Origin of the sequence: Caballeronia zhejiangensis (assembly GCF_022879815.1) — a bacterium.
GTDB classification, from domain to species: Bacteria; Pseudomonadota; Gammaproteobacteria; order Burkholderiales; family Burkholderiaceae; genus Caballeronia; species Caballeronia zhejiangensis.
The window spans coordinates 2,365,346-2,391,572 of the sequence record NZ_CP084283.1; the positions used below are offsets into that span (position 1 = coordinate 2,365,346).

At 63.3% G+C, this 26,227-nt stretch carries 31 protein-coding genes and 1 riboswitch; of the genes, 17 read left to right on the forward strand and 14 right to left on the reverse strand.

Annotation, left to right across the window (positions count from 1 at the left end; all coding sequences use genetic code 11):
• Positions 1-6 precede the first annotated feature (6 nt).
• Together tsaE and LDZ23_RS11290 are read left to right on the forward strand one after the other, a co-directional pair.
• Positions 7-579, forward strand: a complete 573-nt coding sequence (gene tsaE / locus LDZ23_RS11285; RefSeq protein WP_244807593.1) for a tRNA (adenosine(37)-N6)-threonylcarbamoyltransferase complex ATPase subunit type 1 TsaE — start codon at positions 7-9, stop codon at positions 577-579.
• Positions 561-2,063 carry an N-acetylmuramoyl-L-alanine amidase gene (locus LDZ23_RS11290; RefSeq protein WP_175980461.1) on the forward strand — a complete coding sequence of 501 codons (1,503 nt, stop codon included), beginning with the start codon at positions 561-563 and terminating at the stop codon, positions 2,061-2,063. The genes tsaE and LDZ23_RS11290 overlap by 19 nt, the downstream gene beginning before the upstream one ends.
• 19 nt (positions 2,064-2,082) lie before the next feature.
• Here LDZ23_RS11290 and LDZ23_RS11295 read toward each other — a convergent pair whose 3' ends face one another.
• On the reverse strand, positions 2,083-2,961 hold the full coding sequence (locus LDZ23_RS11295) for an EamA family transporter (RefSeq protein ID WP_244807594.1): 879 nt from the start codon (positions 2,959-2,961) through the stop codon (positions 2,083-2,085).
• A 164-nt stretch (positions 2,962-3,125) separates the two neighbouring features.
• A complete protein-coding gene (locus LDZ23_RS11300) occupies positions 3,126-3,392 on the reverse strand; it encodes a hypothetical protein (protein ID WP_175980463.1) in 267 nt (88 codons plus the stop codon).
• A gap of 179 nt (positions 3,393-3,571) precedes the next feature.
• Here LDZ23_RS11300 and LDZ23_RS11305 point away from each other — a divergent pair, with 179 nt between their 5' ends.
• Positions 3,572-4,471 (forward strand): pirin family protein, encoded by a 900-nt coding sequence (locus tag LDZ23_RS11305; RefSeq protein ID WP_244807595.1) that lies wholly within the window; start codon positions 3,572-3,574, stop codon positions 4,469-4,471.
• Between the two features lie 66 nt (positions 4,472-4,537).
• The gene (trxA, locus tag LDZ23_RS11310) at positions 4,538-5,386 is read left to right on the forward strand and encodes a thioredoxin (RefSeq protein WP_244807596.1); all 849 of its coding nucleotides are present in this window, start codon (positions 4,538-4,540) and stop codon (positions 5,384-5,386) included.
• A 64-nt stretch (positions 5,387-5,450) separates the two neighbouring features.
• Here the strand turns inward: trxA and LDZ23_RS11315 are convergent, their stop codons facing one another.
• Complete coding sequence (locus LDZ23_RS11315; protein WP_175980466.1) at positions 5,451-6,296, reverse strand: tRNA threonylcarbamoyladenosine dehydratase; 846 nt, start codon at positions 6,294-6,296, stop codon at positions 5,451-5,453.
• 287 nt (positions 6,297-6,583) lie between these two features.
• Between LDZ23_RS11315 and pdxH the strand changes: the two genes are divergently transcribed.
• A complete protein-coding gene (pdxH, locus tag LDZ23_RS11320) occupies positions 6,584-7,225 on the forward strand; it encodes a pyridoxamine 5'-phosphate oxidase (protein ID WP_034471562.1) in 642 nt (213 codons plus the stop codon).
• A gap of 101 nt (positions 7,226-7,326) precedes the next feature.
• Entirely contained in the window at positions 7,327-8,541 is a 1,215-nt protein-coding gene (locus LDZ23_RS11325; RefSeq protein WP_008342762.1) for a class I SAM-dependent methyltransferase, read from the forward strand.
• A gap of 60 nt (positions 8,542-8,601) precedes the next feature.
• Here the strand turns inward: LDZ23_RS11325 and LDZ23_RS11330 are convergent, their stop codons facing one another.
• The gene (locus LDZ23_RS11330) at positions 8,602-9,033 is read right to left on the reverse strand and encodes a DUF29 domain-containing protein (RefSeq protein ID WP_244807597.1); all 432 of its coding nucleotides are present in this window, start codon (positions 9,031-9,033) and stop codon (positions 8,602-8,604) included.
• Positions 9,034-9,160: 127 nt separating this feature from the next.
• Here LDZ23_RS11330 and LDZ23_RS11335 point away from each other — a divergent pair, with 127 nt between their 5' ends.
• Positions 9,161-10,270: a DUF72 domain-containing protein gene (locus LDZ23_RS11335; RefSeq protein ID WP_244807598.1), complete on the forward strand. Its 1,110-nt coding sequence runs from the start codon at positions 9,161-9,163 to the stop codon at positions 10,268-10,270.
• A gap of 14 nt (positions 10,271-10,284) precedes the next feature.
• Here the strand turns inward: LDZ23_RS11335 and msrA are convergent, their stop codons facing one another.
• On the reverse strand, positions 10,285-10,833 hold the full coding sequence (gene msrA / locus LDZ23_RS11340; RefSeq protein WP_008342768.1) for a peptide-methionine (S)-S-oxide reductase MsrA: 549 nt from the start codon (positions 10,831-10,833) through the stop codon (positions 10,285-10,287).
• Positions 10,834-11,156: 323 nt separating this feature from the next.
• On the opposite strand from msrA, the gene LDZ23_RS11345 reads away from it, so the two are divergent.
• Positions 11,157-11,669 (forward strand): flavin reductase family protein, encoded by a 513-nt coding sequence (locus LDZ23_RS11345; protein WP_244807599.1) that lies wholly within the window; start codon positions 11,157-11,159, stop codon positions 11,667-11,669.
• Between the two features lies 1 nt (position 11,670).
• On the opposite strand, the gene LDZ23_RS11350 is transcribed toward LDZ23_RS11345, so the two are convergent.
• Positions 11,671-12,174, reverse strand: coding sequence for an Lrp/AsnC family transcriptional regulator (locus LDZ23_RS11350; RefSeq protein ID WP_008342772.1), 504 nt, complete (start codon positions 12,172-12,174; stop codon positions 11,671-11,673).
• A 133-nt stretch (positions 12,175-12,307) separates the two neighbouring features.
• On the opposite strand from LDZ23_RS11350, the gene kynB reads away from it, so the two are divergent.
• The 3 genes from kynB to kynA are packed head-to-tail and all read left to right on the forward strand — an operon-like array spanning position 12,308 to position 15,100.
• Entirely contained in the window at positions 12,308-12,934 is a 627-nt protein-coding gene (gene kynB, locus LDZ23_RS11355; protein WP_244807600.1) for an arylformamidase, read from the forward strand.
• Between the two features lie 26 nt (positions 12,935-12,960).
• On the forward strand, positions 12,961-14,211 hold the full coding sequence (kynU, locus tag LDZ23_RS11360) for a kynureninase (RefSeq protein ID WP_244807601.1): 1,251 nt from the start codon (positions 12,961-12,963) through the stop codon (positions 14,209-14,211).
• 13 nt (positions 14,212-14,224) lie between these two features.
• The gene (gene kynA, locus LDZ23_RS11365) at positions 14,225-15,100 is read left to right on the forward strand and encodes a tryptophan 2,3-dioxygenase (RefSeq protein ID WP_175980471.1); all 876 of its coding nucleotides are present in this window, start codon (positions 14,225-14,227) and stop codon (positions 15,098-15,100) included.
• Between the two features lie 4 nt (positions 15,101-15,104).
• Here the strand turns inward: kynA and LDZ23_RS11370 are convergent, their stop codons facing one another.
• A complete protein-coding gene (locus tag LDZ23_RS11370) occupies positions 15,105-15,893 on the reverse strand; it encodes an IclR family transcriptional regulator (protein WP_244807602.1) in 789 nt (262 codons plus the stop codon).
• A 134-nt stretch (positions 15,894-16,027) separates the two neighbouring features.
• Between LDZ23_RS11370 and LDZ23_RS11375 the strand changes: the two genes are divergently transcribed.
• From LDZ23_RS11375 to LDZ23_RS11390, 4 genes are all read left to right on the forward strand, one after another.
• Positions 16,028-17,218: an acyl-CoA dehydrogenase gene (locus LDZ23_RS11375; protein WP_008342779.1), complete on the forward strand. Its 1,191-nt coding sequence runs from the start codon at positions 16,028-16,030 to the stop codon at positions 17,216-17,218.
• Between the two features lie 296 nt (positions 17,219-17,514).
• The gene (locus tag LDZ23_RS11380) at positions 17,515-17,817 is read left to right on the forward strand and encodes an ElaB/YgaM/YqjD family protein (protein WP_008342781.1); all 303 of its coding nucleotides are present in this window, start codon (positions 17,515-17,517) and stop codon (positions 17,815-17,817) included.
• A gap of 182 nt (positions 17,818-17,999) precedes the next feature.
• The gene (locus LDZ23_RS11385) at positions 18,000-18,380 is read left to right on the forward strand and encodes a phage holin family protein (protein ID WP_244807603.1); all 381 of its coding nucleotides are present in this window, start codon (positions 18,000-18,002) and stop codon (positions 18,378-18,380) included.
• Between the two features lie 21 nt (positions 18,381-18,401).
• On the forward strand, positions 18,402-18,908 hold the full coding sequence (locus tag LDZ23_RS11390; protein WP_008342783.1) for a DUF3318 domain-containing protein: 507 nt from the start codon (positions 18,402-18,404) through the stop codon (positions 18,906-18,908).
• 8 nt (positions 18,909-18,916) lie between these two features.
• Here the strand turns inward: LDZ23_RS11390 and LDZ23_RS11395 are convergent, their stop codons facing one another.
• From LDZ23_RS11395 to LDZ23_RS11415, 5 genes are all read right to left on the reverse strand, one after another.
• Positions 18,917-19,369 (reverse strand): type IV pilin protein, encoded by a 453-nt coding sequence (locus LDZ23_RS11395; RefSeq protein WP_244807604.1) that lies wholly within the window; start codon positions 19,367-19,369, stop codon positions 18,917-18,919.
• Between the two features lie 8 nt (positions 19,370-19,377).
• Positions 19,378-19,857 carry a pilus assembly PilX family protein gene (locus tag LDZ23_RS11400; protein ID WP_244807605.1) on the reverse strand — a complete coding sequence of 160 codons (480 nt, stop codon included), beginning with the start codon at positions 19,855-19,857 and terminating at the stop codon, positions 19,378-19,380.
• Positions 19,854-20,642, reverse strand: coding sequence for a PilW family protein (locus tag LDZ23_RS11405; RefSeq protein WP_244807606.1), 789 nt, complete (start codon positions 20,640-20,642; stop codon positions 19,854-19,856). The genes LDZ23_RS11400 and LDZ23_RS11405 overlap by 4 nt, the downstream gene beginning before the upstream one ends.
• The gene (locus LDZ23_RS11410) at positions 20,639-20,899 is read right to left on the reverse strand and encodes a hypothetical protein (protein ID WP_008342791.1); all 261 of its coding nucleotides are present in this window, start codon (positions 20,897-20,899) and stop codon (positions 20,639-20,641) included. The genes LDZ23_RS11405 and LDZ23_RS11410 overlap by 4 nt, the downstream gene beginning before the upstream one ends.
• Positions 20,900-21,007: 108 nt before the next feature.
• Positions 21,008-21,556: a GspH/FimT family pseudopilin gene (locus LDZ23_RS11415; RefSeq protein WP_244807607.1), complete on the reverse strand. Its 549-nt coding sequence runs from the start codon at positions 21,554-21,556 to the stop codon at positions 21,008-21,010.
• Between the two features lie 188 nt (positions 21,557-21,744).
• Here LDZ23_RS11415 and LDZ23_RS11420 point away from each other — a divergent pair, with 188 nt between their 5' ends.
• Positions 21,745-22,875 (forward strand): IS110 family RNA-guided transposase, encoded by a 1,131-nt coding sequence (locus tag LDZ23_RS11420; protein WP_244807608.1) that lies wholly within the window; start codon positions 21,745-21,747, stop codon positions 22,873-22,875.
• Positions 22,876-23,258: 383 nt separating this feature from the next.
• Here LDZ23_RS11420 and nrdR read toward each other — a convergent pair whose 3' ends face one another.
• Positions 23,259-23,741 carry a transcriptional regulator NrdR gene (nrdR, locus tag LDZ23_RS11425; RefSeq protein ID WP_008342795.1) on the reverse strand — a complete coding sequence of 161 codons (483 nt, stop codon included), beginning with the start codon at positions 23,739-23,741 and terminating at the stop codon, positions 23,259-23,261.
• Between the two features lie 18 nt (positions 23,742-23,759).
• On the reverse strand, positions 23,760-25,007 hold the full coding sequence (glyA, locus tag LDZ23_RS11430) for a serine hydroxymethyltransferase (RefSeq protein ID WP_034471530.1): 1,248 nt from the start codon (positions 25,005-25,007) through the stop codon (positions 23,760-23,762).
• A gap of 166 nt (positions 25,008-25,173) precedes the next feature.
• Positions 25,174-25,272: riboswitch (ZMP/ZTP riboswitch) on the reverse strand.
• A gap of 206 nt (positions 25,273-25,478) precedes the next feature.
• Between glyA and ydfG the strand changes: the two genes are divergently transcribed.
• Complete coding sequence (gene ydfG, locus LDZ23_RS11435) at positions 25,479-26,225, forward strand: bifunctional NADP-dependent 3-hydroxy acid dehydrogenase/3-hydroxypropionate dehydrogenase YdfG (RefSeq protein WP_008342797.1); 747 nt, start codon at positions 25,479-25,481, stop codon at positions 26,223-26,225.
• Positions 26,226-26,227 lie beyond the last annotated feature (2 nt).

Genomic DNA, 26,227 nt, shown 5'->3' on the forward strand with positions numbered 1-26,227 from the left:
CGAGCAATGCCCGAAAGCCCCGCACGAACGACGCAAGACTTATCCGCCGCGCTTCTCGAACGCCGCTTCGACCTGCGCGACGAAGCCGCGACGCTCGCTTTCGGAGAACGCTTCGCGCGCGCCATCGACGCTACGCGTCTGTCCATATCGCACGCTTCGTCTGAACGTTTTCACGGTCTGCAAGTCCAGTTGATCGGTAATCTCGGCGCGGGCAAGACCACGCTCGTGCGCGCGACCTTGCGCGCGCTCGGCCACGTCGGCCGCGTGAAGAGCCCGTCCTACACGCTCGTCGAGCCGTATTCGCTCGTCACCGAAAGCGGTCCGCTCGACGTTTATCACTTCGATCTCTATCGCTTCGCCGATCCGGCCGAATGGGCCGATGCCGGCTTTCGCGAATATTTCGATGCGGGCGCGGTGTGCCTCGTCGAATGGCCGCAACAGGCGGGCGGCCTGCTCGGCGTGCCGGATCTCGTGTTTGCGCTGTCCCTGCCGGACGAAGGAACGTCGAACGATGAAGGCCGCGTGCTGACCGCGCGGGCATTTAGCGAAACAGGAAAGTCATGTCTCGAAAGATGTTGATCAAGCCATTTCATTCGATCGAATCGGCTGCCCAAGCGCCGCACAACTGGCGTCGCCGTCAGGTGTTGCGCGCAGGCGCTTCGACGCTCGTGCTCGCGCTCGTCGGACCGAAGCTCGCGCATGCGAGCAGCGTGCTCGGCGTGCGCGTGTGGCCCGCGCGCGACTACACCCGCGTGACGATCGAATCGGACCAGCCGCTTCAGAACGCCAATCAGCTATTGCAGGGGCCGGACCGGCTCGTGGTCGATCTCTCCGGCATCGATCTCGATCAGGCGCTGCGCGATCTCGTCTCGAAGATCACGCCGAACGATCCGCAGATTCAGGCGGTGCGCATCGGGCAATATCAGCCGCATGTCGTGCGCATGGTGTTCGATCTGAAAGGATCGGTGAAGCCGCAGGTGTTCACGCTTGGGCCGATCGGCAGCTACAAATATCGGCTCGTGTTCGATCTGTATCCGGCCGTCGCACCCGATCCGCTGATGGAACTGCTCGCGCAGACCGAGCGCAAGCAGGAAGCGCTCGACCGCGCCAATCCGAATCCGTCCGCGCCGCCGCCCGCGACGCTTTCCGGGCCGGCGACCGCGCAGAAACCGACGACGCCCGATTCGACCGACGAGTTCTTCCAAAAGTACGCGCAGAACGAAACGCCCGCCGAAACGCCGCCGAAACCGGCGGTCAAGCCGCGCGTGCCGGCGCCGCCGCCCGTCATCGCGAAGAAGGACGACGACAACGACGCCTACGCGTTCTCCACGCCCAAGCAAGGCGCCGGCACGACGCGCCTGCTCACCGTCGCGATCGATCCCGGTCACGGCGGCGAAGATCCGGGCGCGATCGGCGGCCAGGGCACGTACGAGAAGCACATCGCGCTCGACATCGCGAAGAAGCTGCGCGCGAAGATCGACGCCCAGCCCAACATGCGCGCGATGATGACCCGCGACGCCGACTTCTTCGTGCCGCTCAACGTGCGCGTGCAAAAGGCGCAGCGCGTCTCCGCCGATCTTTTCGTGTCGATTCACGCCGATGCCTTCACGTCGCCCGAAGCGCGTGGATCGTCGGTGTTCGCGCTGTCGGAGCATGGCGCGTCGAGCGCGGCTGCGCGCTGGATGGCGAACAAGGAAAACTCGTCGGATCAGGTCGGCGGCATCAACGTGAAGTCGCAGGACGCGAGCGTGAACCGCGCGCTCTTCGACATGTCGACGACCGCGCAGATCCGCGATTCGATGCGCTACGGCAGCTTCGTGCTGAACGAAATCGGCGGCATCAACAAGCTGCACAAAGGTTCGGTCGAACAGGCGGGTTTCGCGGTGCTGAAGGCGCCGGACATTCCGTCGATTCTCGTTGAGACCGCGTTCATCAGCAATCCGGACGAGGAAACGCGCCTGAACGACGACGCCTATCGTGACAAGATGGCCAACGCGATCATGAAGGGCATCAAGCGCTACTTCGCGGCGAATCCGCCGCTCGCGAAGAGCCGCATGACGTAAAAATCCGGCCGGCTTTCGTTCAGCGCGCCGGCAGGATGCGCTGAACGAGCCGCGCGCCGAATACGTTCACCGCGAGTCCCGCCATCACGAGCGCCGCGCCCGCCACCTGCGCCGAATTCAAACCCTCGCCGAGAAACAGCGCCGCCGACGCCAGCCCGATCACCGGGACGAGCAGCGAGAACGGCGCGACGCTTCCCGCCGGATAGCGCGCGAGCAACTTTCCCCACAAGCTATAGCCGACGATCGTCGCGATGAACGAAAGATAGAGAATCGCGAAGATCGAGATGAGCGGAACCGTCGCGAGACTGTATTCGATGCGCGCCGGGCCTTCGAAGATGAGCGAGAGCGCGAGGAACGGCAGCGGCGGAATCAGGCTGCCCCACACCACGAGCGAAAGCAGATCGACCTTGCCCATGCGCTTCGTCACGATATTGCCGAGCGCCCACATCGCGGCGGCGGCGAGCGTGAAGAGAAAGCCGGTGACGGTCATCGCGTGACCGCCGCGCATGCCGATGAGCGCAAGTCCCGCCGCCGCGATCAGCAGGCCGGCGACGTTCGCCGCGCGGATGCGCTCGCCGAGGAACATCGACGCGAAGATGAGCGTGAAGAATGCTTGCGCCTGCAGCACGAGCGACGCGAGACCGGCGGGCATGCCCACGTACATGCCGTAGAAAAGCAGCGCGAACTGCCCGAGAGAAATGGTGAGGCCGTAGGCAAAGAGCCAGCGCAGCGGTATCTGCGGGCGCTTGACGAAGATCGCGGGCACGGCGGCGAGCGCGAAGCGCAGCGCGCCGAGCAGCATCGGCGGAACACCGTGCAGTCCCAGCTTGATGACGACGAAATTCACGCCCCACGCGAGAATGACCACCGATGCGATCAGCAAATCCTTTGGCGACATCGCCCTCTTCCTTGTGTCATGTGCGTCGTTGGCGAGCCGTAAAGTGTAGCCGAGGGCGCGGCGGCAGGCTTGTCAAATCCTGCGCGGCATGACGATGCACGCAAAAAGCGCCCGCGCCTCGTGAAAGGCGCGAGCGCTTTCGCTGCGGCGATGCGAAACGGCGCTTACTTCGTCTGGCCGGATTCCGTGCCCGCATCGTTGCCGGTTTCGACGGCCGGCGTCTTCTTGGTCGCCGTCGATTTCGTCGTGTGCTTGTGCGTCTTGTGCTTCTTCGGCGTGGTCGCGGCCGAATTATCGGTGGTGGCGCCGGCGGTGTCGTTGCCCATCGCCGCAGACGAATTGCCCGACGAGGTCTGCGCGAACGCGCCCGTTGCGGCGGTGGCGGTGAAAAGGCCAGCGGTGATGGCGATCAAAAGCTTGTTCTTGCTCATTTCGACTCCCTATCCAAATTGTCACGTTGCGAAAGTTGCGCGAAGCCGCGTGCCTGGAACCCACGCGGCACCAAAAAAACGAAAGTCTCGGCGGCAACGCCTGCGCCGCGCGGCATCGGCCGGTAGAATCGGCTGATCCACGCGCCATTCCGGCGCGCGATCTTCCTTCCGGAACCGCCATGCCTTCGACGATCCGCGCATTGCTGAAGCCACACCACCATGACGTCGGCGGCCTCATGGTGCGGCGCGTGCTACCCGCCCCCGCGGCGCGCACCGTCGGACCCTTCATCTTTTTCGACCATATCGGTCCCGCAACGCTCGTGCCCGGAACCGGCCTCGACGTGCGTCCGCATCCGCATATCGGGCTCGCGACGGTCACGTATCTGTTCGACGGCGCGATCATGCATCGCGATAGCGTCGGCTCCGTGCAGAAGATCGTTCCCGGCGACGTCAACTGGATGACCGCGGGCCGCGGCATCGTCCATTCCGAGCGCACGCCCGACGAGGAACGCGCATCCGGCCAGACGATGCACGGCATCCAGACGTGGGTCGCGATGCCCGCCGCGAGCGAGGACATCGAGCCGGCATTCGAGCATCACGCAGCGGCGGCGTTGCCGCAGATCGAGCGCGACGGCGTCACGCTGCGCATCATCGCGGGCACGGCGTTCGGCGCGAAAGCGCCCACGCGCACGTTTTCGCCGACGCTTTATGTCGCCGCGCAGTTCACGCCCGGCAGCGCGATCACGCTCGATACGGAGCACGAGGAGCGCGGCGTGTATCTCGTGAGCGGCGATTTGTCGATCGACGGCGAACCGCTGCCCGAACAGCAGATGGCCGTGCTCGCGCCCGGCGCCGACGCGAAGCTGACGAGCGCGAACGGCGCGGTCACGATGCTGCTCGGCGGCGCGCCGCTCGACGGCGCGCGCTTCATCGAATGGAATTTCGTGTCGAGTTCGCGCGAGAAGATCGACGCGGCCAAGATCGCCTGGAGCGAACAGCGCATGGGCCACGTGCCCGGCGAGACCGAGTTCATTCCGCTGCCGCCGCAGCGCCGCGAGAATCGCGCGCCCGAAGCCTGACGCTTGAGAACCGGCTGTGTCGTCCCCACGTAATCGGGAGCGACCGAAAGCATTAGGAGAAAACGCATGGATACGACCCTCGCCACATTCGAGAAAGATGTCATCAACGCGTCGATGCTCGCGCCCGTGCTCGTCGATTTCTGGGCGCCCTGGTGCGGCCCGTGCAAGACGCTCGGCCCGATGCTCGAGAAGCTCGAAGTCGAAGCGGCGGGCGCCTGGAATCTCGTCAAGGTGAACGTCGACGAGAATCAGGAACTCGCCGCGCATTTCCAGGTGCGCAGCATTCCGCACGTCATTGCGTTCGCGGAAGGACGGCCGGTCGATCAGTTCATCGGCGTGCTGCCGGAAGGCCAGTTGCGCGAGTTCATCGACCGTCTCGTGCCCGCCGGCGCCGATGCCGAGCGCCGCGCCGCGCAGAGCGCGTGGGCCGCGGGCGATCGCCAGCTCGCGATCGACACCATCAAGGCCGCGCTCGCGCTCGATCCGGGTTACGAGGACGCGCGTCTCGATCTGATCGAATGGCTGATCGCGGAACGCCGCATCGACGAAGCGAAGGAAGAGGTCAAGCTGTTGTCGCCGAAGACGACGCAAGGCATCGACGCGCGCTACAACGCGTTGAAGACCGAGCTCGACGCCGCCGATGCAGCCGCCGATCTGCCGCCCGCCGACGCGCTCATCGACGCCGTGAACGCGAATCCCGACGATCTCGATGCGCGCTTCGCCCTGGCCAATCGGCTGATCGCGGGCCGCGATTATGCTGGCGCGCTCGAACATCTGCTTGCGATCGTCGTGCGCGACCGCGCCTTCATGGACGACGTCGGCCGCAAGACGATGCTGTCGGTGTTCGAACTCGCCGCGAATCAGCCGGATCTCGTTTCGCAGTGGCGGCGCAAGTTAAGCGCGGCGATCAACTGATCGTCGATCGATCGCCGGCTTTGGATGAAAAAATGGACAGCTATCGAAGCTGGCCATTTTCGTTTCAGGCGGCGCGCTTCGCCAATTCGCGCAAGACATGCGCGGCCGCCGCGAAGCCGAAGCTCGCCGTCACGCACACGCTCGAACCGAAGCCCGCGCAATTCAGCCCGACGGGCCCCGCGTAATTCGCGCCGGTTTCGAGATGTTCGGCGCCTTCGCTGATGTCGCACGCGGGCGCTTCGGGATAGATCAGCGGCTCATCCGAATACACCGCGCTCACCTTGAATCGCGCCTTCGGTCCGCGCGGAAAACCGTGCAGCTTGCGCAACTGGCCGCGCACTTTCGAGAGCAGCGGATCCTGAATCGTGAGCGCGAGATCGTCGATGCGAATGCGCGTCGGATCGAGCTGCCCGCCCGCGCCGCCGACCGTGATGAGCGCCTGCTTGCGCGCCACGCACCACGCGATGAGCGCCGTTTTCGTACGCACGCTGTCGATCGCGTCGATCACATAGTCGAAACCGCCGCCGAGCGTTTCATCGAAATTGCCCGGCTCCGCGAAGTCTTCGATCTGCCGCACGTCGCACGCCGGATCGATCAGTTTGATGCGCTCGGCCATCGCCGTGACTTTCGCCTTGCCGTAGTTGCCGTCGAGCGCGTGAATCTGACGATTCGTATTGCTTTCGGCGACGTTATCGAGATCGATCAGCGTAAGCCGGCCGACAGCACTGCGCGCAAGCGCCTCGGCAACCCACGAACCCACTCCGCCGATGCCGATCACGGCGACATGCGCCCGCTCGAACGCGGCGAGCGCAGGCGCGCCGTAGAGGCGCGCGATGCCGCCGAAGCGCCGGTCGCGATCGGCGAGTTCGTGGACGCTGGGCGTCGCAGTGGTTTCGGATGAAGCGTTCATGTCGTGCGGATGGATGAAATCGGATGCATTGAAAGCAAACTAAAAGCTGCCGAAGTGCACCGCACGTTGTGCGGCGTCAAGCAACGCTTACAGACGGCTATCGAGTTCGCGAACGTGGTAGTTCGATCATGCAAAATGCGGTCGAATTGCGTATTCTGCCTTATCGAAACCATGAACGTGATAGCCGCGACTGCCGCGCTCCCGGCACGCGGTGCGGGCCATGGGTAATCAGGGCAAGATCGTTTCACCTTGGCTATACTGACGCGACTGTAGCGCTTGCATAAAAAATGACGACCCTCGCAGACCTTCGCAAAAACTATTCGCGCGGCGCGCTCGATGTATCCGACGTCGACCCGAATCCGATAAGCCAGTTTCAAACCTGGTTCGCCCAGGCGCTCGATGCGAAGCTGCCCGAACCGAATGCGATGACGCTTGCGACCGTCGATGGCCAAGGCCGTCCGTCCGCGCGCATCGTGCTCATCAAGGGCGTCGACGAACGCGGATTTGTTTTTTTTACCAATTACGATAGCCGCAAGGGCCGCGAACTCGCCGCGAATCCGGCCGCGAGCCTGCTGTTCCACTGGATCGAGCTCGAGCGTCAGGTGCGCATCGAGGGCCGCGTCGAAAAGACGAGCGATGAGGAGAGCGATGTGTATTACGCGTCGCGTCCGCTCGGCTCGCGCATCGGCGCGTGGGCATCGGATCAGAGTCAGCCGCTCGAAAGCCGCGAGGCGCTGGAAGCGCGCGAGCGCGAGATGATCGCGAAGTACGGCGACGCGCCGCCGCGCCCGCCGCACTGGGGCGGATATCGTCTGGTGCCGGACACCGTCGAATTCTGGCAGGGACGCCCGTCGCGCCTGCACGACCGCATCGTGTACACGCGGGACGGCGCGGGCGATCCGTGGCAAATCATGAGACTCGCGCCGTAAGTCAATAAAACGCGGGCATTGGCAGCAACCGAGATCGCAACGGCAACGAACATGAAGGCGCGAGCCTTCACCTTGATTTTCTTTAGCGCGGAGAAACAAGCATGTTCTGGGAGAAGAAGCTGACGCAGTGGGTTGAGGAAGTGCGCGCGCGGGCCAATTTGCCCGCGCGTCTCGTGCTGTGGGATGGCCAGCAGCACGATTTCGGCCAGTTCGCCGCGCCTCAGGTGACGTTGCACGTAAAGAGCGCGACCGCGCTGCCCTATCTGCTCGAACCGAGTCTCGACAATCTCGGCGAAGCTTACGTGAAGGGCAAGATCGACATCGAAGGCAAGCTGTCCGACATCATCAACATCGGCTACTCGCTCGCGAAAAGCACGGTGACGAGCGCGAGCAAGCTCGCCCGCGTGCGACGCTACTTCAATCATTCGAAGACGTCGGACAAGAAAGCCATTCAGTACCACTACGATGTGTCGAACGAGTTTTATCAGCTCTGGCTCGACAAGAACATGGTGTATTCCTGCGCCTACTTCGAGAATGGCGACGAAGACATCGACACCGCGCAGTTGAAGAAGATCGACCACATTCTCACGAAGATCCAGTTGCAGCCGGGCCAGCGCCTGCTCGATATCGGCTGCGGCTGGGGCGCGCTCGTGATCCGCGCGGCGCAGAAGTTCGGCGCGAATTGCGTCGGCGTCACGCTTTCGGAGAATCAGTTCAAGCTCGCGACCGAGCGCGTGAAAGCCGCGGGCCTCGCCGACCGGATCGAAATTCGCCTTCAAGACTATCGCGATATTCCGGGGCAGTTCGACCGCATCACGAGCGTCGGGATGTTCGAGCACGTCGGACGCAAGAATCTGCCGGAATACTTCTCGAGGATTCGCGATCTGCTTGTCGATGACGGCGTCGCGATGAACCACGGCATCACGTCTTCCGATGCCGACAGCGGCGAGACATCGCTCGGCGGCGGCGAGTTCATCGACAAGTATGTGTTTCCGGACGGCGAACTGCCGCACATCAGCCTCGCGCTCGAATGCATGCAGCGCGGCGGGCTGGAGGCGATCGACGTCGAAAGCCTGCGGCGGCATTACGCGCGCACGCTCGACATCTGGGCCGAGCGGTTCGAGGCCAACGCGGAGCAAGCGAAGAAGCTCGTCGACGATGAGCATTTCCGCATCTGGCGCGTGTATCTCGCGGGCTGCGCGTATGCGTTCGAGAACGACGACGTGTCGATCTATCAGGTGATCTGCCGCAAGGCGGGACGCAGCGCGACGACGCTGCCGTGGTCGCGGCGGTATATCTATGAGAAGGCGCTCTGAGACGGGGGCTGATGCTTGAATCAGGCGCAGCGCTTTCCGGTGCCGCGCCTGTTTTTTCGACTATCCGGGCAAGAATTCGCCGTCCATGATCTGCTCGACCGACCAGGGACAGCGTTCCGGAAAATCTTCCAGACCGGTTTCGTTCGAGGCTGCCACGACCGCTTTTTCCCATACGAACGCGAACCACTCCGAATCGCTGAACTTGCCTTTCAAGCTGGGCGCTTCATCGAGCACCAGGGCCACGTCCTTGCGTTGCACTGCGATCGTGCGCCTCCAGCTATTGCCACGCCGCCCTGGCTGATACTGCCATTTGAGCAAATGGGCTAACAAAACAGTGAGACGACTCACCAGTTCTCGCTGTTCACTCTTACCCACGTCCTCGATCTCCTCCGCGATATGCTCGATGTCCAGAGCCGAGAGCTGCCCCGAGCGCAGCAATGCCGCTTGCTCTTTCGCCCAGAGCACGACGTCCTGTTCGTAGCGCGTTCCCATCTCATACTCCTGTCTCATCCCGGATCCCCTGCCCGGACACTCGGATATTCTATCCGCTACACTGCGACTTCTTTCGCGCATCGTCGCTCAAGTCGCGTCGATTCTTCTGAATTTCGGCTTGCCACTCATGAACACTCACAACCGTGTGAACAACGAAGCCGAACCTCGAAAGCACGAAGTCACCATCACGACGGATCAAGCGTTGGATCTTTTCGGCGAGTCCGCGCCAGCTTCTATCGAAGCAGCCAAACCGCCGAGACAACCCAAACCGCGCGGCGTCCTTCCCGCGCCCTTGCAACCCGAACTCGAAGCCCTCGCGAAGCGTCTTCCGGACGCGATCCATCTCGGCACATCGACGTGGTCGTTTCCCGGCTGGCGCGGCATCGTTTATGGCGATGACTACTCGAACACCAAACTCTCCCGCGACGGCCTCACCGCTTATGGCGCGCATCCGCTCCTGAAGAGCGTCTCCATCGACCGGTCGTTTTACGCGCCGCTGTCGCTCGCCGATTACGCGCGTCACGCGTCGCAAGTGCCCGCGCATTTCCGCTTCATCGTGAAAGCGCCCGCATCCGTCACCGATGCCTTCATCCGCGGCGAGCGCGGCACGCCGGACGCGGAAAATCCCGCGTTCCTGAATGCGCAGATCGCCATCGACGAGTTCGTGACGCCGTGCATCGGCGGTCTCGGCGAAAAAGCGGGCGCGCTCGTGTTCCAGTTCTCGCCGCTGCCCGACGCGATGATCGTCGAGCCGGCGCGCTTCATCGAACGGCTGTCGGCGTTTCTGCAAGCGCTGCCGCCGCTCGAAGGCGACGCGTGCTACGCCGTCGAGATCCGCGACGCCGCGATGCTCACGCCGCGCTTTATCCGCGCATTGCGTGACGCGAACGTGCGGTATTGCATCGGCGTTCATGCGCGCATGCCGGACGTGCGCCGTCAGGCGAAAGCGCTCGCGCTGCTCGATGAAGAAAAAATGGGACCGCTCATCGTGCGCTGGAGTCTGCACAGCGGCTTCAAATACGAGCAGGCGAAAGCGAAGTACGAGCCGTTCGACAAGATCGTCGACGAAGACCTCGACACGCGCCAAGCGCTCGCCGAACTGGCCGCGCGATATGCGATCGCGGGCCAGCCGGTCGTGATCGCGGCGAACAACAAGGCGGAAGGCTCCGCGCCGCTGACCTGCTTCGAACTCGCGCGCGGCATCGCGCAGGCATGCGAGCGCGCGCGGATCGACTAGCGGCTAGACGCGCATCACGCCTTCAGGCGATGCACGAACTTCTTGCGAAACTTCGCGACCTTCGGCCCGACGACCGCCGCGCAATATCCCTGATTCGGATGCTGCGCGAAGTAGTTTTGGTGATACGCCTCGGCCGGATAGTAATCGTCGTCGAGCGGCACGACTTGCGTGACGATCTTGCCGCCGTAGACATCCTCGCGCTGCAACTCGTCGATGACTTCGAGCGCCGTCTTGCGCTGTTCGTCCGAATGCGTGAAAACGGCCGAGCGATACTGCGTGCCCACATCGTTGCCTTGTCGGTTGAGCTGCGTCGGATCGTGCGTCGCGAAGAAGATCTCGAGCACTTCGCGATACGTGATGACCGACGGATCGAACACGACCTTCACCACTTCCGCGTGACCGGTGTCGCCGCTGCAAACCTGCTCGTACGACGGATTCACCACCTTGCCGCCCGCATAGCCCGATTCGACCGACTCCACGCCCTGCACCGCGAGAAACACGGCTTCGGTGCACCAGAAACATCCGCCGCCGAGTGTCGCGGTCTCAAGTCCGGGTTGAGTCATAAGGCAAGCTCCTCATCAAGTGCATGCGGCCACGCCGCGGATCATGCATATGGATGCGTCCGTCCGGTTATTCAATCGCCCGGGCGCGATGAATCGAGCTTACTAGGTTTGCGCACGCCGCGCAGAAAGCCCTCGTGCGGCAGAGAACTTGCTGCCGCAGTACGGTCATTCGACGGCCGGCGGCAGCCGATTCCGATAGAATCGACACAAATCTCCAGCTTTTACATGGCTTCTGAAAAGGTTCTTCCGACTGAAGCGCGACGCGCGGCCGGCTCGGTAGCACACGACACACTCGACCGCCCATTTGCCTGCCGATCTGCCGAATGACACGCGCCAAAACCCCGAATTTCGATCCGACCGCGTTTCGCGCCGCGCTCGGCCAGTTTGCGACCGGCGTCACGGTCATCACGACGCGCACCGAATCCGGCCAGTTGATCGGTATCACCGCGAGTTCGTTCAACTCGGTGTCGCTGAATCCGCCGCTCGTGCTGTGGAGTCTCGCGACGAAATCGGCGTCGATGCCGGTGTTCCGCGCCAATAGCCACTACGTGGTGAATGTGCTCGCGGCGTCGCAGATCGACCTGTGCAAGCGCTTCGCGACCGTCAAGGGCGACCGCTTCGCGGGCGTCTCGCACGCCGCCGGCGATACCGGCATGCCCGTGCTCGACGGCGCGCTCGCGTGGTTCGAATGCCACAATCGCAGCCGCTACGACGAAGGCGATCACGTGATCTTCGTCGGCGAAGTGGAGCGATGCGGCGTGCGCGAAGACGCAGGCGACGTCGCGCCGCTCGTCTTCCAGGCGGGCGCTTTTCACACGCTCGGACCGCTCGAATAACTTACGCGGTGTGGCCGCGCCCCGGCTGCTCGATCAGCGCGACCGGCACGCCCGCGTCGTCCTTCATCGTCTGCAACACGATGTTCGAGCGAATGTCGATCACGCCAGGCGCCTTGTAGAGCTTCGAGAGAATGAAGTCGGAGTAGTGTTTGAGGTTATGCGCAAGCACGCGCAGCACGTAATGCGTGTCGCCCGTGACGACGAACGCGCCGACCACTTCGGGCCATTCGCGCACAGCCGCGGCGAACTTCTCGTGCCAATTTTCCTGGTCATTGCGCATCGAAACGTGGACGAACGCCTCCAGTTCGATGCCAAGCCGCTCGCGGTCGAGGCACGCGCGATAGCTCGCGATCACCCCTTCCTCTTCCAGCAGCCGCATTCGGCGAAGACACGCCGACGGCGAGAGCGAGATGCGCTCCGCCAGGTCCAGGTTACTGATCCGTCCATCTTCCTGCAGTACCGCCAGAATTCGGCAATCCGTTGCATCGAGCGTGAATCCGGTCATTTTTGAGTCCCCTAGCCCGTTTCATCGAATTATGTTCTAAGCGCGACAGTTTTGGGTGGTTATTTCGCAAGCACTTTTCGAGATGACACGACTATGATTTGACGCATCTCCACGCTTTCTGCTAGGGCGCGTCATGACGCTTCTGGACATTTCTCCACCGATCAATCCCGCCACGCCCGTCTGGCCGGGCGATACGCCGGTCGGCATCGAGCGCGTGTGGCGCATGGAGGCGGGCTCGCCCGTCAACGTCGCGCGGCTTACGCTTTCGCCGCACACCGGCTCTCATGCCGATGCCCCGCTTCACTACGACGAACACGGCGCGCCGATCGGCGAAGTCGCGCTCGACACGTACATCGGTGCGTGCCGCGTCGTGCACTGCATCGGCGCGTCGCCGCTCGTGACGCCCGCGCACGTCGCCGCGCATCTCGCCGACTGTCCGCCGCGCGTTTTGTTGCGCACCTACACGAACGCGCCGCTCGACGCATGGGACAGCGCGTTCGCCGCCGTCGCGCCCGAAACCATCGACTTGCTGGCAGAAAAAGGCGTGAAGCTCATCGGCATCGATACGCCGTCGCTCGATCCGCAAGACTCGAAGACGATGGATGCCCACAAGCGCATCCGCGCGCACGGCATGGCGATTCTCGAAGGCCTCGTGCTCGATGCCGCCGCGCCCGGCGATTTTGAACTGATCGCCCTGCCGCTCAAATTCTCGACGCTCGATGCGAGTCCCGTTCGCGCCGTCCTGCGTCCGCTTTCTTGATGATCTTCAAATTTATGGACTTTTCGATGAAACATCGTGACGAAGCCGCGGCGCTCGACCGCGACGATCCGCTCGGCGCGCTGCGCGACCAGTTCGCGCTCGCCGACGGCGTGATCTATCTCGACGGCAACTCGCTCGGCGTGCCGCCCAAGGCCGCCGCCGCGCGCGCCGCCGATGTGATCGCCGCCGAATGGGGCGAAGGCCTGATCCGGAGCTGGAACACGGCCGGCTGGTTCGCGCTGCCCAAGCGCCTCGGCAACAAGCTGGCGCCGCTGATCGGCGCGGGCGAGGACGAAGTCGTCGTCACCGATACGATTTCGGCGAATCTTTTCAAGATCCTGTCGGCCGCGCTCAAGCTCGCGAACGAGCGCGATCCGAAGCGGCGCATGATCGTCTCCGAACGTTCGAACTTTCCGACCGATCTGTACATCGCGCAGGGCTTGATCGAGCAACTGGATCGCGGCTACGAGCTGCGTCTCGTCGATGACCCTTCCGAATTGCCGACGGCCATCGACGAAAACACCGCCATCGCGATGATTACGCACGTCAACTATCGCACCGGCTACATGCACGACATGGCCGCGCTCACGCAGACGATTCATCGCGCGGGCGCGCTCGCGGTCTGGGATCTCGCGCATTCGGCGGGCGCGGTGCCGGTCGATCTGAACGGTGTGGGCGCGGATTACGCCGTTGGCTGCACGTACAAGTATTTGAACGGCGGGCCGGGTTCGCCCGCGTTCGTTTGGGTGCCGAAGCGCCATCAGAACGCGTTTTCGCAGCCGCTTTCCGGCTGGTGGGGGCACAAGAAGCCGTTCGAAATGAGCCCGGTGTATCGGCCGGACGAAGGCATCGGCCGTTTTCTTTGCGGCACGCAGCCGATCGTGTCCATGTCGCTCGTCGAATGCGGGCTCGATGTTTTCCTGCAAACCGACATGCAGGCTCTGCGTCGCAAATCGCTCGCGCTTTCGGACTTGTTTATCAAGCTCGTCGAGGAACGTTGCGGCGACTTTCCGCTGTCGCTCGCGACGCCGCGCGATCACGCGCAACGCGGCTCGCAGGCGAGCTTCGAGCATCCGAACGGCTATGAAGTGATGCAGGCGCTGATCGCGCGCGGCGTGATCGGCGATTATCGCGAACCGCGCATCTTGCGCTTCGGCTTCACGCCGCTCTATACACGTTTCGTCGATGTATGGGACGCCGTCGAAATCCTGCGCGACGTGCTCGCGACCGAAAGCTGGCGCGCGCCCGAGTTCGCCGAGCGCGCATCGGTGACGTGAGAGGAACGTCGACATGAGCACTACACAAGGCTGCCCTTTCGGCCACGGCGCGCAGAACGCGACGCAAGAAAAAGGCTGGCACGACGCCAAGCTCGATTTCTCCGATTCGATGAGCTACGGCGATTACCTCGGCCTCGATTCGATCCTCAACGCGCAGCATCCGCTCTCGCCGGATCACAACGAGATGCTGTTCATCGTGCAGCATCAGACGAGCGAGCTGTGGATGAAGCTCGCGCTATACGAACTGCGCGCGGCGCTCGCGGCGGTGCATCGCGATGAATTGCCGCCCGCGTTCAAAATGCTCGCGCGGGTGTCGCGCATCTTCGAGCAGCTGGTGCAGGCGTGGAACGTCCTCGCGACGATGACGCCCTCCGAATACACCGCGATGCGCCCGTATCTCGGACAGTCGTCGGGCTTTCAGTCGCATCAATATCGGCAGATCGAGTTCATGCTCGGCAACAAGAACGAGCAGATGCTGAAGCCGCACGCGCATCGGCCGGAGATTCTCGCGCAGGTCCGCGAAACGCTCGAGGCGCCCTCTTTCTATGACGAAGTGATTCGCCTGCTCGCGCGACGCGGCTTCGCGATCGATCCGGCGCGCCTGAACCGCGACTGGACGCAGCCGACGACGCACGATCCGTCTGTCGAAGCGGCGTGGCTCGCGGTGTATCGCGATCCGTCGCAACACTGGGATTTGTACGAGATGGCCGAGGAACTCGTCGATCTCGAAGACGCGTTCCGGCAATGGCGCTTCCGGCATGTGACGACGGTGGAGCGCATCATCGGTTTCAAGGGCGGCACGGGCGGCACGGCAGGCGCGTCGTATCTGCGCAAGATGCTCGATGTCGTGCTGTTCCCGGAGCTTTGGCACGTCCGAACGGTGCTCTGAGTCGTTACGCGAGACGCGCGGCAAGCGCCTTCAGCTTCGGGCCGATCGTCTCGCGGAAATACGCTTCGCCCATTGATGACGCCGGCCCGCTGCTCGACAGCACGAGCCAGCGTCCGTTGCGCAGATCGCGGACCGGCGCGGCGATGGCGTTCACATCGTCGTGCCACTCGCGAAACGAGTAGCAGCAGCCGTCGCGCGCGAAATCCTCGATCGAGCGGCGGGCCGCTTCGACCTTCTCTTCGCCTTCGTTCCTGCCGAGTTCCTCAAACAGAGCTTCGCGCGCCGCGTCGTCCTGCACGGCGAGATAGGCGCGGCCCATCGAACTCGTGAGCATCGACAGACGCGAACCGGGCGCGAGGCCGAGCGTCAGCGCCGTCTCGCTGCGGATGGTTTCCAGGTAGATCATGTCGAGCCCGTCGCGGCAGCCGAGCGACACCGCCGCGCCGATCTCCCGCGCCAGCGCGCGCATGTGCGGACGCGCGAGTTCGAGCGTGTCCGCGCCCGCGAGCAGCGTGAAGCCAAGCGACAGCACGCCGGTATCGAGCGCGTATTTGCCCGCGGGTTCGTCGAAACGCAGATAGCCGAGCGTCGTCAGCGTGTAGGCGAGACGATTGACCGTCGCCTTCGGCAATCCCGTGCGGTCGACGAAATCGCGATTGCCGAGCAGCGTCTCGCCGGGACGAAACGCGCGCAGCAGGTCGAGCCCGCGAGCGAGCGCGACGACGAACTTGCGCTCGTCGACATCCTCCGACGAGACGAGGCGCCCGGAATTTCGATTGGAATCTGTCGACATCGGGTGATAGACTCGAAGCTGATTTGCAAAACATTGTTCCGCGTAGCGGAACTCACGTCAAGCGTCACGCGCTTCGGCCGATCACGCGAGCCGGTCGGCGCACGGCGCTTCACGATGAAATCAGGAGATTGCACATGGCCGACGCCGCCCGTTTCAACTGGGAAGATCCGCTCCTGCTGGATCAGCAACTGACCGAAGACGAACGCATGGTGCGCGACGCCGCGCGCGCGTACGCGCAGGACAAACTGCAGCCGCGCGTCATGCAGGCGTTTCGCGAGGAGAAGACCGATCCGGCGATCTTCCGCGAAATGGGCGAACTGGGCCTGCTCGGACCGACGATTCCCGAACAGTACGGCGGCCCGGGCCTGAACTACGTGTGCTACGGGCTGATCGCGCGTGAAGTGGAGCGCGTGGATTCGGGTTATCGCTCGATGATGTCGGTGCAGTCATCGCTCGTGATGGTGCCGATCAACACGTTCGGCAGCGACGCGCAAAAGGAAAAGTATCTGCCGAAGCTCGCGCGCGGCGAGTGGATCGGCTGCTTCGGCCTCACCGAGCCGAACGCGGGTTCCGATCCGGCCAGCATGACGACGCGCGCGAAAAAAGTGCAGAACGGCTTCTCGCTGTCGGGCACGAAGATGTGGATCTCGAACTCGCCAATCGCGGATGTGTTCGTCGTCTGGGCGAAGCTGGAGGAAGACGGGCGCGACGAGATCCGCGGCTTTATCCTCGAGAAAGGCTGGAAGGGTCTGTCGGCGCCGGCGATTCACGGCAAGGTCGGCTTGCGCGCGTCGATCACCGGCGAGATCGTAATGGACGAAGTGTTCGTCCCCGAAGAGAACATGCTGCCGAACGTGCGCGGCCTCAAAGGTCCGTTCACTTGCCTCAACTCGGCGCGCTACGGCATTTCCTGGGGCGCGCTCGGCGCGGCCGAAACGTGCTGGCACACGGCGCGACAGTACACGCTCGATCGCAAGCAATTCGGTCGGCCGCTTGCCGCGAATCAACTGATTCAGAAAAAGCTCGCCGACATGCAGACCGAAATCACGCTCGGACTGCAGGGCGTGCTGCGCCTCGGCCGCATGAAGGACGAAGGCACGGCGGCCGTCGAGATCACGTCGATCATGAAGCGCAATTCGTGCGGCAAGGCGCTCGACATCGCCCGGCTCGCGCGCGACATGCTCGGCGGCAACGGCATCTCCGATGAATTTGGTGTCGCGCGTCATCTCGTGAACCTCGAAGTGGTGAACACGTACGAAGGCACGCACGATATTCACGCGTTGATTCTCGGACGCGCCCAAACCGGAATCCAGGCGTTTTTCTAAACAAGCTTCATTCACAATCGAAAAGGGCTGGCGCTTGTTGCGCCAGTCCTTTTTGTTTTCACGCGTGCATTTGCGCATCGGCGTGTGTAACTTTCGATCTACGCCTGAAACTTTTACGGGCCAGATCGTATCAATTAGAAACGATGTCGATGAAATCACGAGGCGTCGGCTGTCGCGCACGGCCCGATGCGACTGGAACGGAAACTGCGACATTCAGCGCGGCAGGGCGCACGTCTCCTCGTCAGCGATCCCATCTTTGGTTACGATTCGCGTAACCTCACCGATTGGAGCCTTTAATGTCAGAAATCAACAAGGAGCGATTCATGTCGGATATCAAATCAGTACTCGCTGACGCCGAAGATCTCTTGAAGCAAGCAGCTACCGCCACCGGCGAACGCGCCTCCGAACTGCGCGAGACCGCACTCACCCGTCTGAAGCAAGCCAAGGAAAAAGCCGCCGACGCGCAAGTCGTCGTGATCGAGCGAGGCAAGAAGGCCGCCCGCGCCACCGACGATTACGTGCACGAGCATCCGTGGGCGTCCATTGGGATCGCGGCTGGCATCGGCATGGTGATCGGACTTCTGATCAACCGGAAGTAAAGCACCCGTCTTCGATTCAATGGCCCGCAGATTGCTAATCAGCTTTCTGTCGCGGTCCCCGCTGGACTGAACCGCGAGCGCCTCGCCCGGGCGCGCGGTTCGACACTCGCACCGGCCGGCTGCCTCGAGCGCCGACCGGACCCACAAACAGCGGCACCAAACGCGCCTCTCGCATTCAAGCCATGACGACAGAACGGCCAACGCAGCAATCGTCTCCCGGACCGTTGCGACGAATTCTGAGCTCCGCCTTCGCCATCTTCGAGACGCGCCTTGAACTCATCGGCATCGAGCTTCAGCAAGAAAAGGAGCGGCTCATCGGCGTGCTTTTCCTCGGGCTCGCCGCCATGATGCTCGCGATGATGGCGCTCATCTCCCTGACGGTGCTCATCGCCATCTTTTTCTGGGACACGTATCGCTGGCAGGCGCTCGGCGGCATCACCCTTCTGTACGCGCTGATCGCGGTCGGATGCGGCCTGCGTGCGCGCAGCAATCTGCGCGATGCGCCGAACATGTTCGACGACACGCTCGCCGAATTCCGCAAGGACCGCGATACCTTCCGTTGATTCCCGCGCCCAAATCAAGCCATGAGCCAACACGACGACACCTTCAAGCCTCCCAAGCGCGGCAAGATGCAGAAGCTGCGCACGCCGCACATGCGCGCGCTGCGCAAGGAACTGCTGATCGCCCGCGCGGATGTCGAGCGCATGGAGCTGCGGCAAGCCACCTATGATCTGCGCACGTCGGTCACGCATTTCAGCGTGCTGCGCTTCCTGATGCCTGGCAGCGGCGGCTCGCGCCGCTGGGGCAAGCGCGGCCGCGGCGGCTCGGCGGGCGGCATTGGCGGCATGCTCGCTTCGCTGCTCGGCTCGGGCAATGTCGGCTTGCTGTTCAAGCAGTATCCGGTCATCGGATCGCTCGCCTCGCTCGTACTCACCAAGCCGGTGCGGACGAAGCTGTTGCACAGCGCGAAGCCGGTGCTCAAATGGGGCGGTCTCGCGCTCGCCGGATGGGAAGGCTGGCGCATCTACACGCAGATGAAGAACGCCGCGCCCGAAACCTCCAACGACGCCGTCGATCCAACCGTTTTCTGACACCCGCATCAACTCTTCCCCGCCCAGCATGACGCCGACTGTGCCGCATCGAGCGGCGTGGTCGCGTCAGGCGGGCGATTCCAGCGCAGCCCGGTGGCGTCGATGACGAACACGCCGCAGACATCGTCCTGCATCGCGCCCGCCCCGACCGGCACGGCTTCGATCGCATAACCGCCGTTCGTCGGCGTTTCCGGCAGCACGGCCACGCTGTACACGGCCGCCCCGCTCGACGGCGCGCGATCGAGCCCGGAAGCGAGCGCGATCACCTCGCCGCTTTCCGATTTTTGCGCAAGACGCGCGGTTTCCACGAACTGAACCGCGCGCAGCAAGGCCGACGCGGCGTCGAGCCGATGCGCCTTCACCACGTGCGCCCGATACGCCGGGATCGAGAAAGTCGCGATGATCGCGGCAACGCCCAGCGCGATCATCAGTTCAAGCAGACTGAAGCCCTTTTCGTTCATATCGATCCTCAAAACGGCCTAGCGACGACGCGCCGCCAATATTGGGTGCTCACGCCATCGGCGGTATCGATCCTAAGTTGCAGCCAAGCCTCGAAATCGGCATTCGCGCCGAAGCCCCGCGCGGTAATCAAATACGATGCGTTGGCCCGCGATTCGATCAGGCATTGCGGGGCGCGGCGCGCGTACGGCCACGAAGCGAACGGCGCGATCGCGGCAGCGGACGGTCCGTCGAACGAGGATTTCGCGCGCCATCGCGACGGCTCGTCCTTCGAACTCGGCGTTGGCAACGCGAGGGAAAGCATTCGGCTGCATCGGATCAACGCGCTGTCCGCGGCATGAAACGCGTGGACGCGCTCGCGCGTCGCGACGGTCGCGCGCGCCGCTACGAGCGACGTTTGCAGCCATGCGGCAGCCGTGATCAACATCATCGCGGCGAGGATCAGCACGATCGGCAACGTGCTTGCGCGTGTCAGCGAACGTCGCTTCATTGCGCGCCTCCGGACGGCGACGCCACCGAATTCCGTATCGCGACGCGCCGCCAGAAGACCTGGCGAACGCGGCCGTCCTCGACGGTTACGGGCAAGCCGTTGCAATCCACATAGTCCGTTTTCCGCTTGGCGTGTGCGATGAAACCGCGCACGACGATGCATACGTCCGCAGCATGGACATCGCGCCAGCGTTCGCGCGCGATAGCCGAAGCATCCGATGCCGACGGCGCCCCCGCGAGCCAATACATCACCCGCATTCGCTCGATGCCTTCGACGATCGGCTGCGCCTGTCTGCCGCCGCCTTCGCAGTACAACTCGGGCTCTCCGGTGGAACTGCTCGGCTTCGCGTAGAACCGGTTCGTGACGATGGCGGCGGAGACCGCCTGGCCGAGGCAATCGGTCGGCGCGCCTGCGGTCGACGGCCAGGTCGAGACGGCGTCGGCTGAATAGCGAACCTGCAGGCCGTCCGAATGGCTTGCGAGCGATTCGCACGATGCGGTTGTATCCGCTCCAATCACGCGGCCTTGCGCGCAACCGAACATCGACGCATCGACCGGCGAATCCACGCTCGATGCGAATGCGGCCATCTGGATCTGCTGGGCGAGCATTTCCAAAGCGCTGGACGCGGCGTCGTGAATGCGCGCGGCATCGGCGGCGCGGTCGAAAGCGGCGCGCTGCCCGCGATAGAGCGACAGCGAAGCGGTCACGATCAGCATGCCGAGCGCGAGCGCAATCGTCATCTCCAGCAGCGTATGGCCGCGCGATGAGAGCAAGCGCGGAGTCATCGCGCAAACGCCACAGCGATGCACGACGTGAGCGGCTTAGCCTGCTGTTCGGGGCACGGCTTCGAGCGGTCTTGCGCGTGCCAGCTCACGGTCGCGATGCGCACGCCATCGGCGCGATCGGATATTGCCACGTCGCCCGCAGGCAGCATCGACGCCGCTCTCCCCTGCCATTGCGACACGATCGCCGCACGGTCCGCATCGCTGCGAATGCCTTCCGCGACGGAATCTGCGATCAGCGCGGCCCGTTCGTGCAGCAACGCCGCGCGCGAGCGCGCTTTGCGTCGCGATGAGTCCGAGCGCGGTCACGGCCATCAGCGTAAGCGCGATCATCACTTCGATCAGCGAATCTCCACGTTGAACGTCTTTCATGCCGAGGCTCCGCAGCCGCCTGAGGTCATGCGCGCCCGGCCGCCTGCCGCGAGCCGTATGCATCGACGTGACGACGGATTCGCGGCGGAATCGGCGCCGCGCGGACCGAATTCGAAGCTGCGGAATCCGCCGATCACCTGCCCCGAAGGCGGCGTGAACGAAAGCTCGGTCGATGTCCCGGCGATGGAAACCGATGTCATCGCCGGCTGCATGCGCAAAAGCGTCGAAACACCGTCGCGCTCGACGAACAAGCCCCATCCGCACGACCAGTCGGTGACACCGCTTTCGCAGCTTCGGCCCGATGCGAGGCAATGACGAGACGCATCGATCCTGCAAAGCGTGACGCGTGCACCGCGCCGCACGGCTTCGGCGCGCGCAAGCGACAGCGTGGAAAAGAGCGCGCGCGCCCGTGCATCGACTTGATCGCGCGTCTGCCACGCGACGAACGAAGGCGCGGCGAACGTCGCGAGGATCGCCATGACGGCGAGCACCACGCAAAGTTCGACGAGCGTGAAATCTTGATTTGATGCGGGAATCGTCTGCATGCCTTATCGATCGAATCGAGCCGAAAAGCTCAATCTAGCGATAAGTCAGGCGCGCCACCATTAGTCAGTATGACTCCGCGAGGCAGGGGCTGGCCTGGCGCGCGGAATCAGACGCGGGTTAGCATCGCTGCCAGAGCCGCACGGTGTGGACAGGGCCACACCCGGCGATATCCATCACGGAGGCCAGCGTGGAAAACGATAGCACACTGTACGTAGGGCTCGACGTCCATAAGGACTCGATTACAGTTGCCTATGCGCTGGGCACAGGCGAGGTCGAACTTCTCGGCAAAATCGGTACGACGAAGACGGATATCGATCGCCTGTGCAAGCGCCTTCAGTCGAAGGCTCGGCACATCGTCATCGTCTACGAGGCGGGTCCGTGCGGCTACGGACTTTACCGTCAGCTCGTGCAGAAGGGGTTTGACTGCATGGTGTGCGCGCCGTCATTGATTCCCAAAAAGCCTGGTGAGCGAGTCAAGACCGATCGGCGCGACGCCGTCAAGCTCGTGAGGTCGCTGCGCGCCGGGGATCTGTCAGCGGTGTACGTCCCCAGCGTGGAGGACGAAGCATTCCGCGATCTGGCTCGCGCGTGGGTCAGCGCCAAGGACGATCTGAAGCGCGCCAGACAACGGTTGAAGGGCTTTCTGCTCTCGCATGGGGTGCGCTATACGGGCCGAGCCGACTGGGGGCCGGCGCACCGGCGCTGGGTGAGCACGTATGCATTCGAGAGCTCGTGGCAGCAACTGGCGTTCGAGGAGTATCGACGCACCATTGAGGATCGCCTGGCGCAATGCGACCGGCTGGAGGCCGCGTTGCGCGATGCCGTCGTCAACTGGCGCTTTTATCCTGCCGTTCTGGGCCTGCAGACGATGCGCGGCGTGCAGTTCACCACGGCAGTGGGCATGCTCGCTGAGCTCGGTGATCTGTCACGCTTCGCGCACCCTCGCCAATTGATGGGCTGGCTGGGCGTGACGCCCTCCGAGCACTCGTCAGGAGAAAAACGCCGTCAGGGCAGTATCACCAAAAACGGCAACAGCTATGCAAGAAAACTGTTGGTCGAAGCGGCCTGGAGCTATCAACATCCGGCCCGCGTGAGTCCCGGGATCCAACGTCGTCACGATGGTATTCCAAAGCCAATCGTGGACCGAGCCTGGGACGCGCAACTGCGTCTGTGCCGGCGCTTCCGGAAGCTAATCACGCGCGGCAAGCAGAAGAACATCGCGGTGGTCGCGGTCGCCCGCGAGCTCGCCGGATTCATTTGGGACATCAGTCGACTCGCGATGTCACTTGCCATACCCTGCGAGCCGCTCACAACATGATGCTGCGGTTGAGTAACTTTTAGTCGAATGGGGAGGAGTTTCCTGAAGGCGGCGTAGCCCGGCACACGAGTAACCCGCGATTCGGCTACGCAACGATTTCTATCCGACTTGCGACATTAGATAGCGGCAGGCTCATTGGGCGGATTTCTGTAATGCGGTACCCAACCCGCGAATATCAGCATGATCCACCGTCGAGACTTACTGCTACGTCGCCCTCAGGAAATTCGGCAAGATGCGCACATCAACAAACCCAAAACCGATCGCTATTGACAGGCGGAGTCATATCAGCCGAATGGCCGAGTGTTCGCGTTCTCCGATACCGGGCAGACTGCGCGAGCGAATGTCAGGAAACGTGGCTTGGGAAGGAAACGAAGCGGAAAAGATCAGCGCTTGCGCGAACTCGACTTCTTCGGAGCGGTGCGCCGGAATTCATCGAGCACGTCTTCGAATTCGGAGACGTCTTCGAAACGCTTGTAGACGGAGGCGAAACGCACGTAAGCGATGGTATCAAGCTGTCGCAGCTCGTTCATGACGAGCTCGCCGAGACGCTCGCTCTGCACTTCGCGCTCGCCGCTGCCGAGCAACTGATACTCGATGCGCGACGCGGCGGCATCGATCGCATCGGCGGCGACCGGGCGCTTTCGCAGCGCAAGCTGCATGCTCGCGACGATCTTGCGTCGATCGAACTCGGTGCGGCTGCCGTCTTTCTTGACGACGCTCGGCAGCGCCAGTTCGACGCGTTCATACGTGGTGAAACGCTTGTCGCACGCAGGACAGCGCCGCCGCCGCCGAATGGCCGCGCCATCCTCCGACACGCGAGAATCCACGACCTGGGTATCTTCGTGTCGGCAAAATGGGCAGCGCATCGGCGGTGTGCTCGCGAATTAACGGTAGACCGGGAAACGCTTGGTCAGATCGGCCACTTGCGCGCGCACGCGCTCGAGGTTCGCCTGGTCTTCCGGATTGTCGAGCACGTCGGCGATCAGGTTGCCCACGATCTCCGCTTCCTTCGTGCCGAAGCCGCGCGTGGTCATCGCGGGCGAGCCGAGGCGCACGCCGCTCGTGACGAACGGCTTTTCCGGATCGTTCGGAATGGCGTTCTTGTTGACCGTGATGTGCGCGGCGCCGAGCGCGGCTTCCGCTGCCTTGCCGGTGATCTTCTTTGCGCGCAGATCGACGAGCATCACATGGCTTTCGGTGTGGCCCGAGACGATACGCAGACCGCGCTTCACGAGCGTTTCGGCCAGGACGCGCGCGTTATCGACCACGGCTTGCTGATACGCCTTGAATTCCGGCGACAGCGCTTCCTTGAACGCGACGGCCTTCGCGGCGATCACGTGCATCAGCGGACCGCCCTGAATGCCCGGGAAAATGGCCGAGTTGATCTGCTTCTCGAACTCGGCCTTCATCAGAATGACGCCGCCGCGCGGGCCGCGCAGGCTCTTGTGCGTGGTCGTCGTGACGAAGTCCGCGTGCGGCACCGGATTCGGATACACGCCAGCCGCGACGAGACCGGCGTAGTGCGCCATGTCGACCATGAAGTACGCGCCGACGCTCTTCGCGATCTTCGAAAGACGCTCGAAATCGATCTTCAGCGCGAACGCCGACGCGCCCGCGACGATCAGCTTCGGCTTGTGTTCCTTGGCGAGCGCTTCGGTCTTGTCGTAGTCGATGTCCTCGGCTTCGTTCAGGCCGTAGCTCACGACGTTGAACCACTTGCCCGACATGTTGACCGGCGAGCCGTGCGTGAGGTGACCGCCTTCGGCGAGGCTCATGCCCATGATCGTGTCGCCCGGCTTGAGCACGGCGAAAAACACGCCCTGATTCGCCTGCGAGCCGGAGTTCGGCTGCACGTTCGCGGCTTCGGCGCCGAAGAGCTGCTTCACGCGGTCGATCGCGAGCTGCTCGACGATGTCCACATATTCGCAACCGCCGTAATAGCGCTTGCCGGGATAGCCTTCCGCGTACTTGTTGGTGAGCTGCGAGCCTTGCGCGGCCATTACGGCCGGGCTGGTGTAGTTTTCCGACGCGATCAGCTCGATGTGATCTTCCTGGCGGCGGTTTTCCTGCTCGATCGCCTTGAGCAATTCGGGATCGACATTGGCGAGGGTACTTTCGGCTCTGTCAAACATACGTTTTCCGTGAGATCAAAACAGGTTGACCGGATCGCGCGTGCGCCACGTTCGAAGCAGACGCAAAAGACGCTGGAAACCGATGGAGTCCAGGCGCGGCGGATAGAGGAAGAATCCGGTTTCGCGGAACGGACAGCCACCAGCAACGCAGCGACGGCGTGCGGATCTCAGCTGCCCAGGCGAACGGCAAAACGACGCTCCGCGCTTCCTGGTGGGTCGCTCCACCTTGAATCCAAAGATTCTATCGCCAGTCACGCGGGGTTTGAGCGTTGTAGTGTAATGGCCGGCCATGCTTTAGGCAACCGGCTTACAGGGCAATCGGAGGGGCGCGCAGCCACGCTTAAAGCACGATCGTTCGCACCCACGGTTGCTTGCCGCGCCGCATCAATGGAAGTACGCTTTGCGCCGTTGCTGGACGCGTCGCCGTGCGCGCGTCGGCTTTGCCCGTCTCAGTCCCTTCGGAGTCCGCTCATGATCGTTTTTGTCACCGGCGCGTCGGCCGGATTTGGCGCCGCCATCGCCCGCACGTTCGTCAAAGGCGGCCATCGTGTGATCGCCGCGGCGCGTCGCAAGGAGCGCCTGGTCGCGCTGTCGAACGAACTCGGCGACGCGCTTCTGCCAGTCGAACTCGACGTACGCGACGAAAACGCCGTCCGCAACGCCGTCGCGGCGCTGCCCGAGGCGTTCGCGCAGATCGACGTGCTGGTGAATAACGCCGGACTCGCGCTCGGCCTCGAACCCGCGCAACGCGCGAATCTCGACGACTGGAAGAACATGATCGACACGAACTGCACGGGTCTCGTGACGGTCACGCACGCGATCTTGCCAGGCATGATCGAGCGCAATCGCGGACATGTGTTCAACATGGGATCGGTGGCGGGCACGTACCCGTACGCCGGAGGCAACGTGTACGGCGCGACGAAGGCGTTCGTGCGGCAGTTCAGCCTGAACCTGCGCGCGGACGTCGCCGGCACCGCCCTTCGCGTGACGGACATCGAGCCGGGGCTCGTCGGCGGCACCGAGTTTTCGAACGTGCGCTTCAAGGGCGACGACAGCAAAGCCGCGACTGTATATAAGGATGTGCAGGCGCTCACGCCCGAGGACATCGCCGACGCGATCTACTGGATAGCCACGCGCCCGGCACACGTGAACATCAACGCGATCGAGATGATGCCGGTCGCCCAGACGTTCGCACCGTTGCAAATTCACCGCGGCTGATT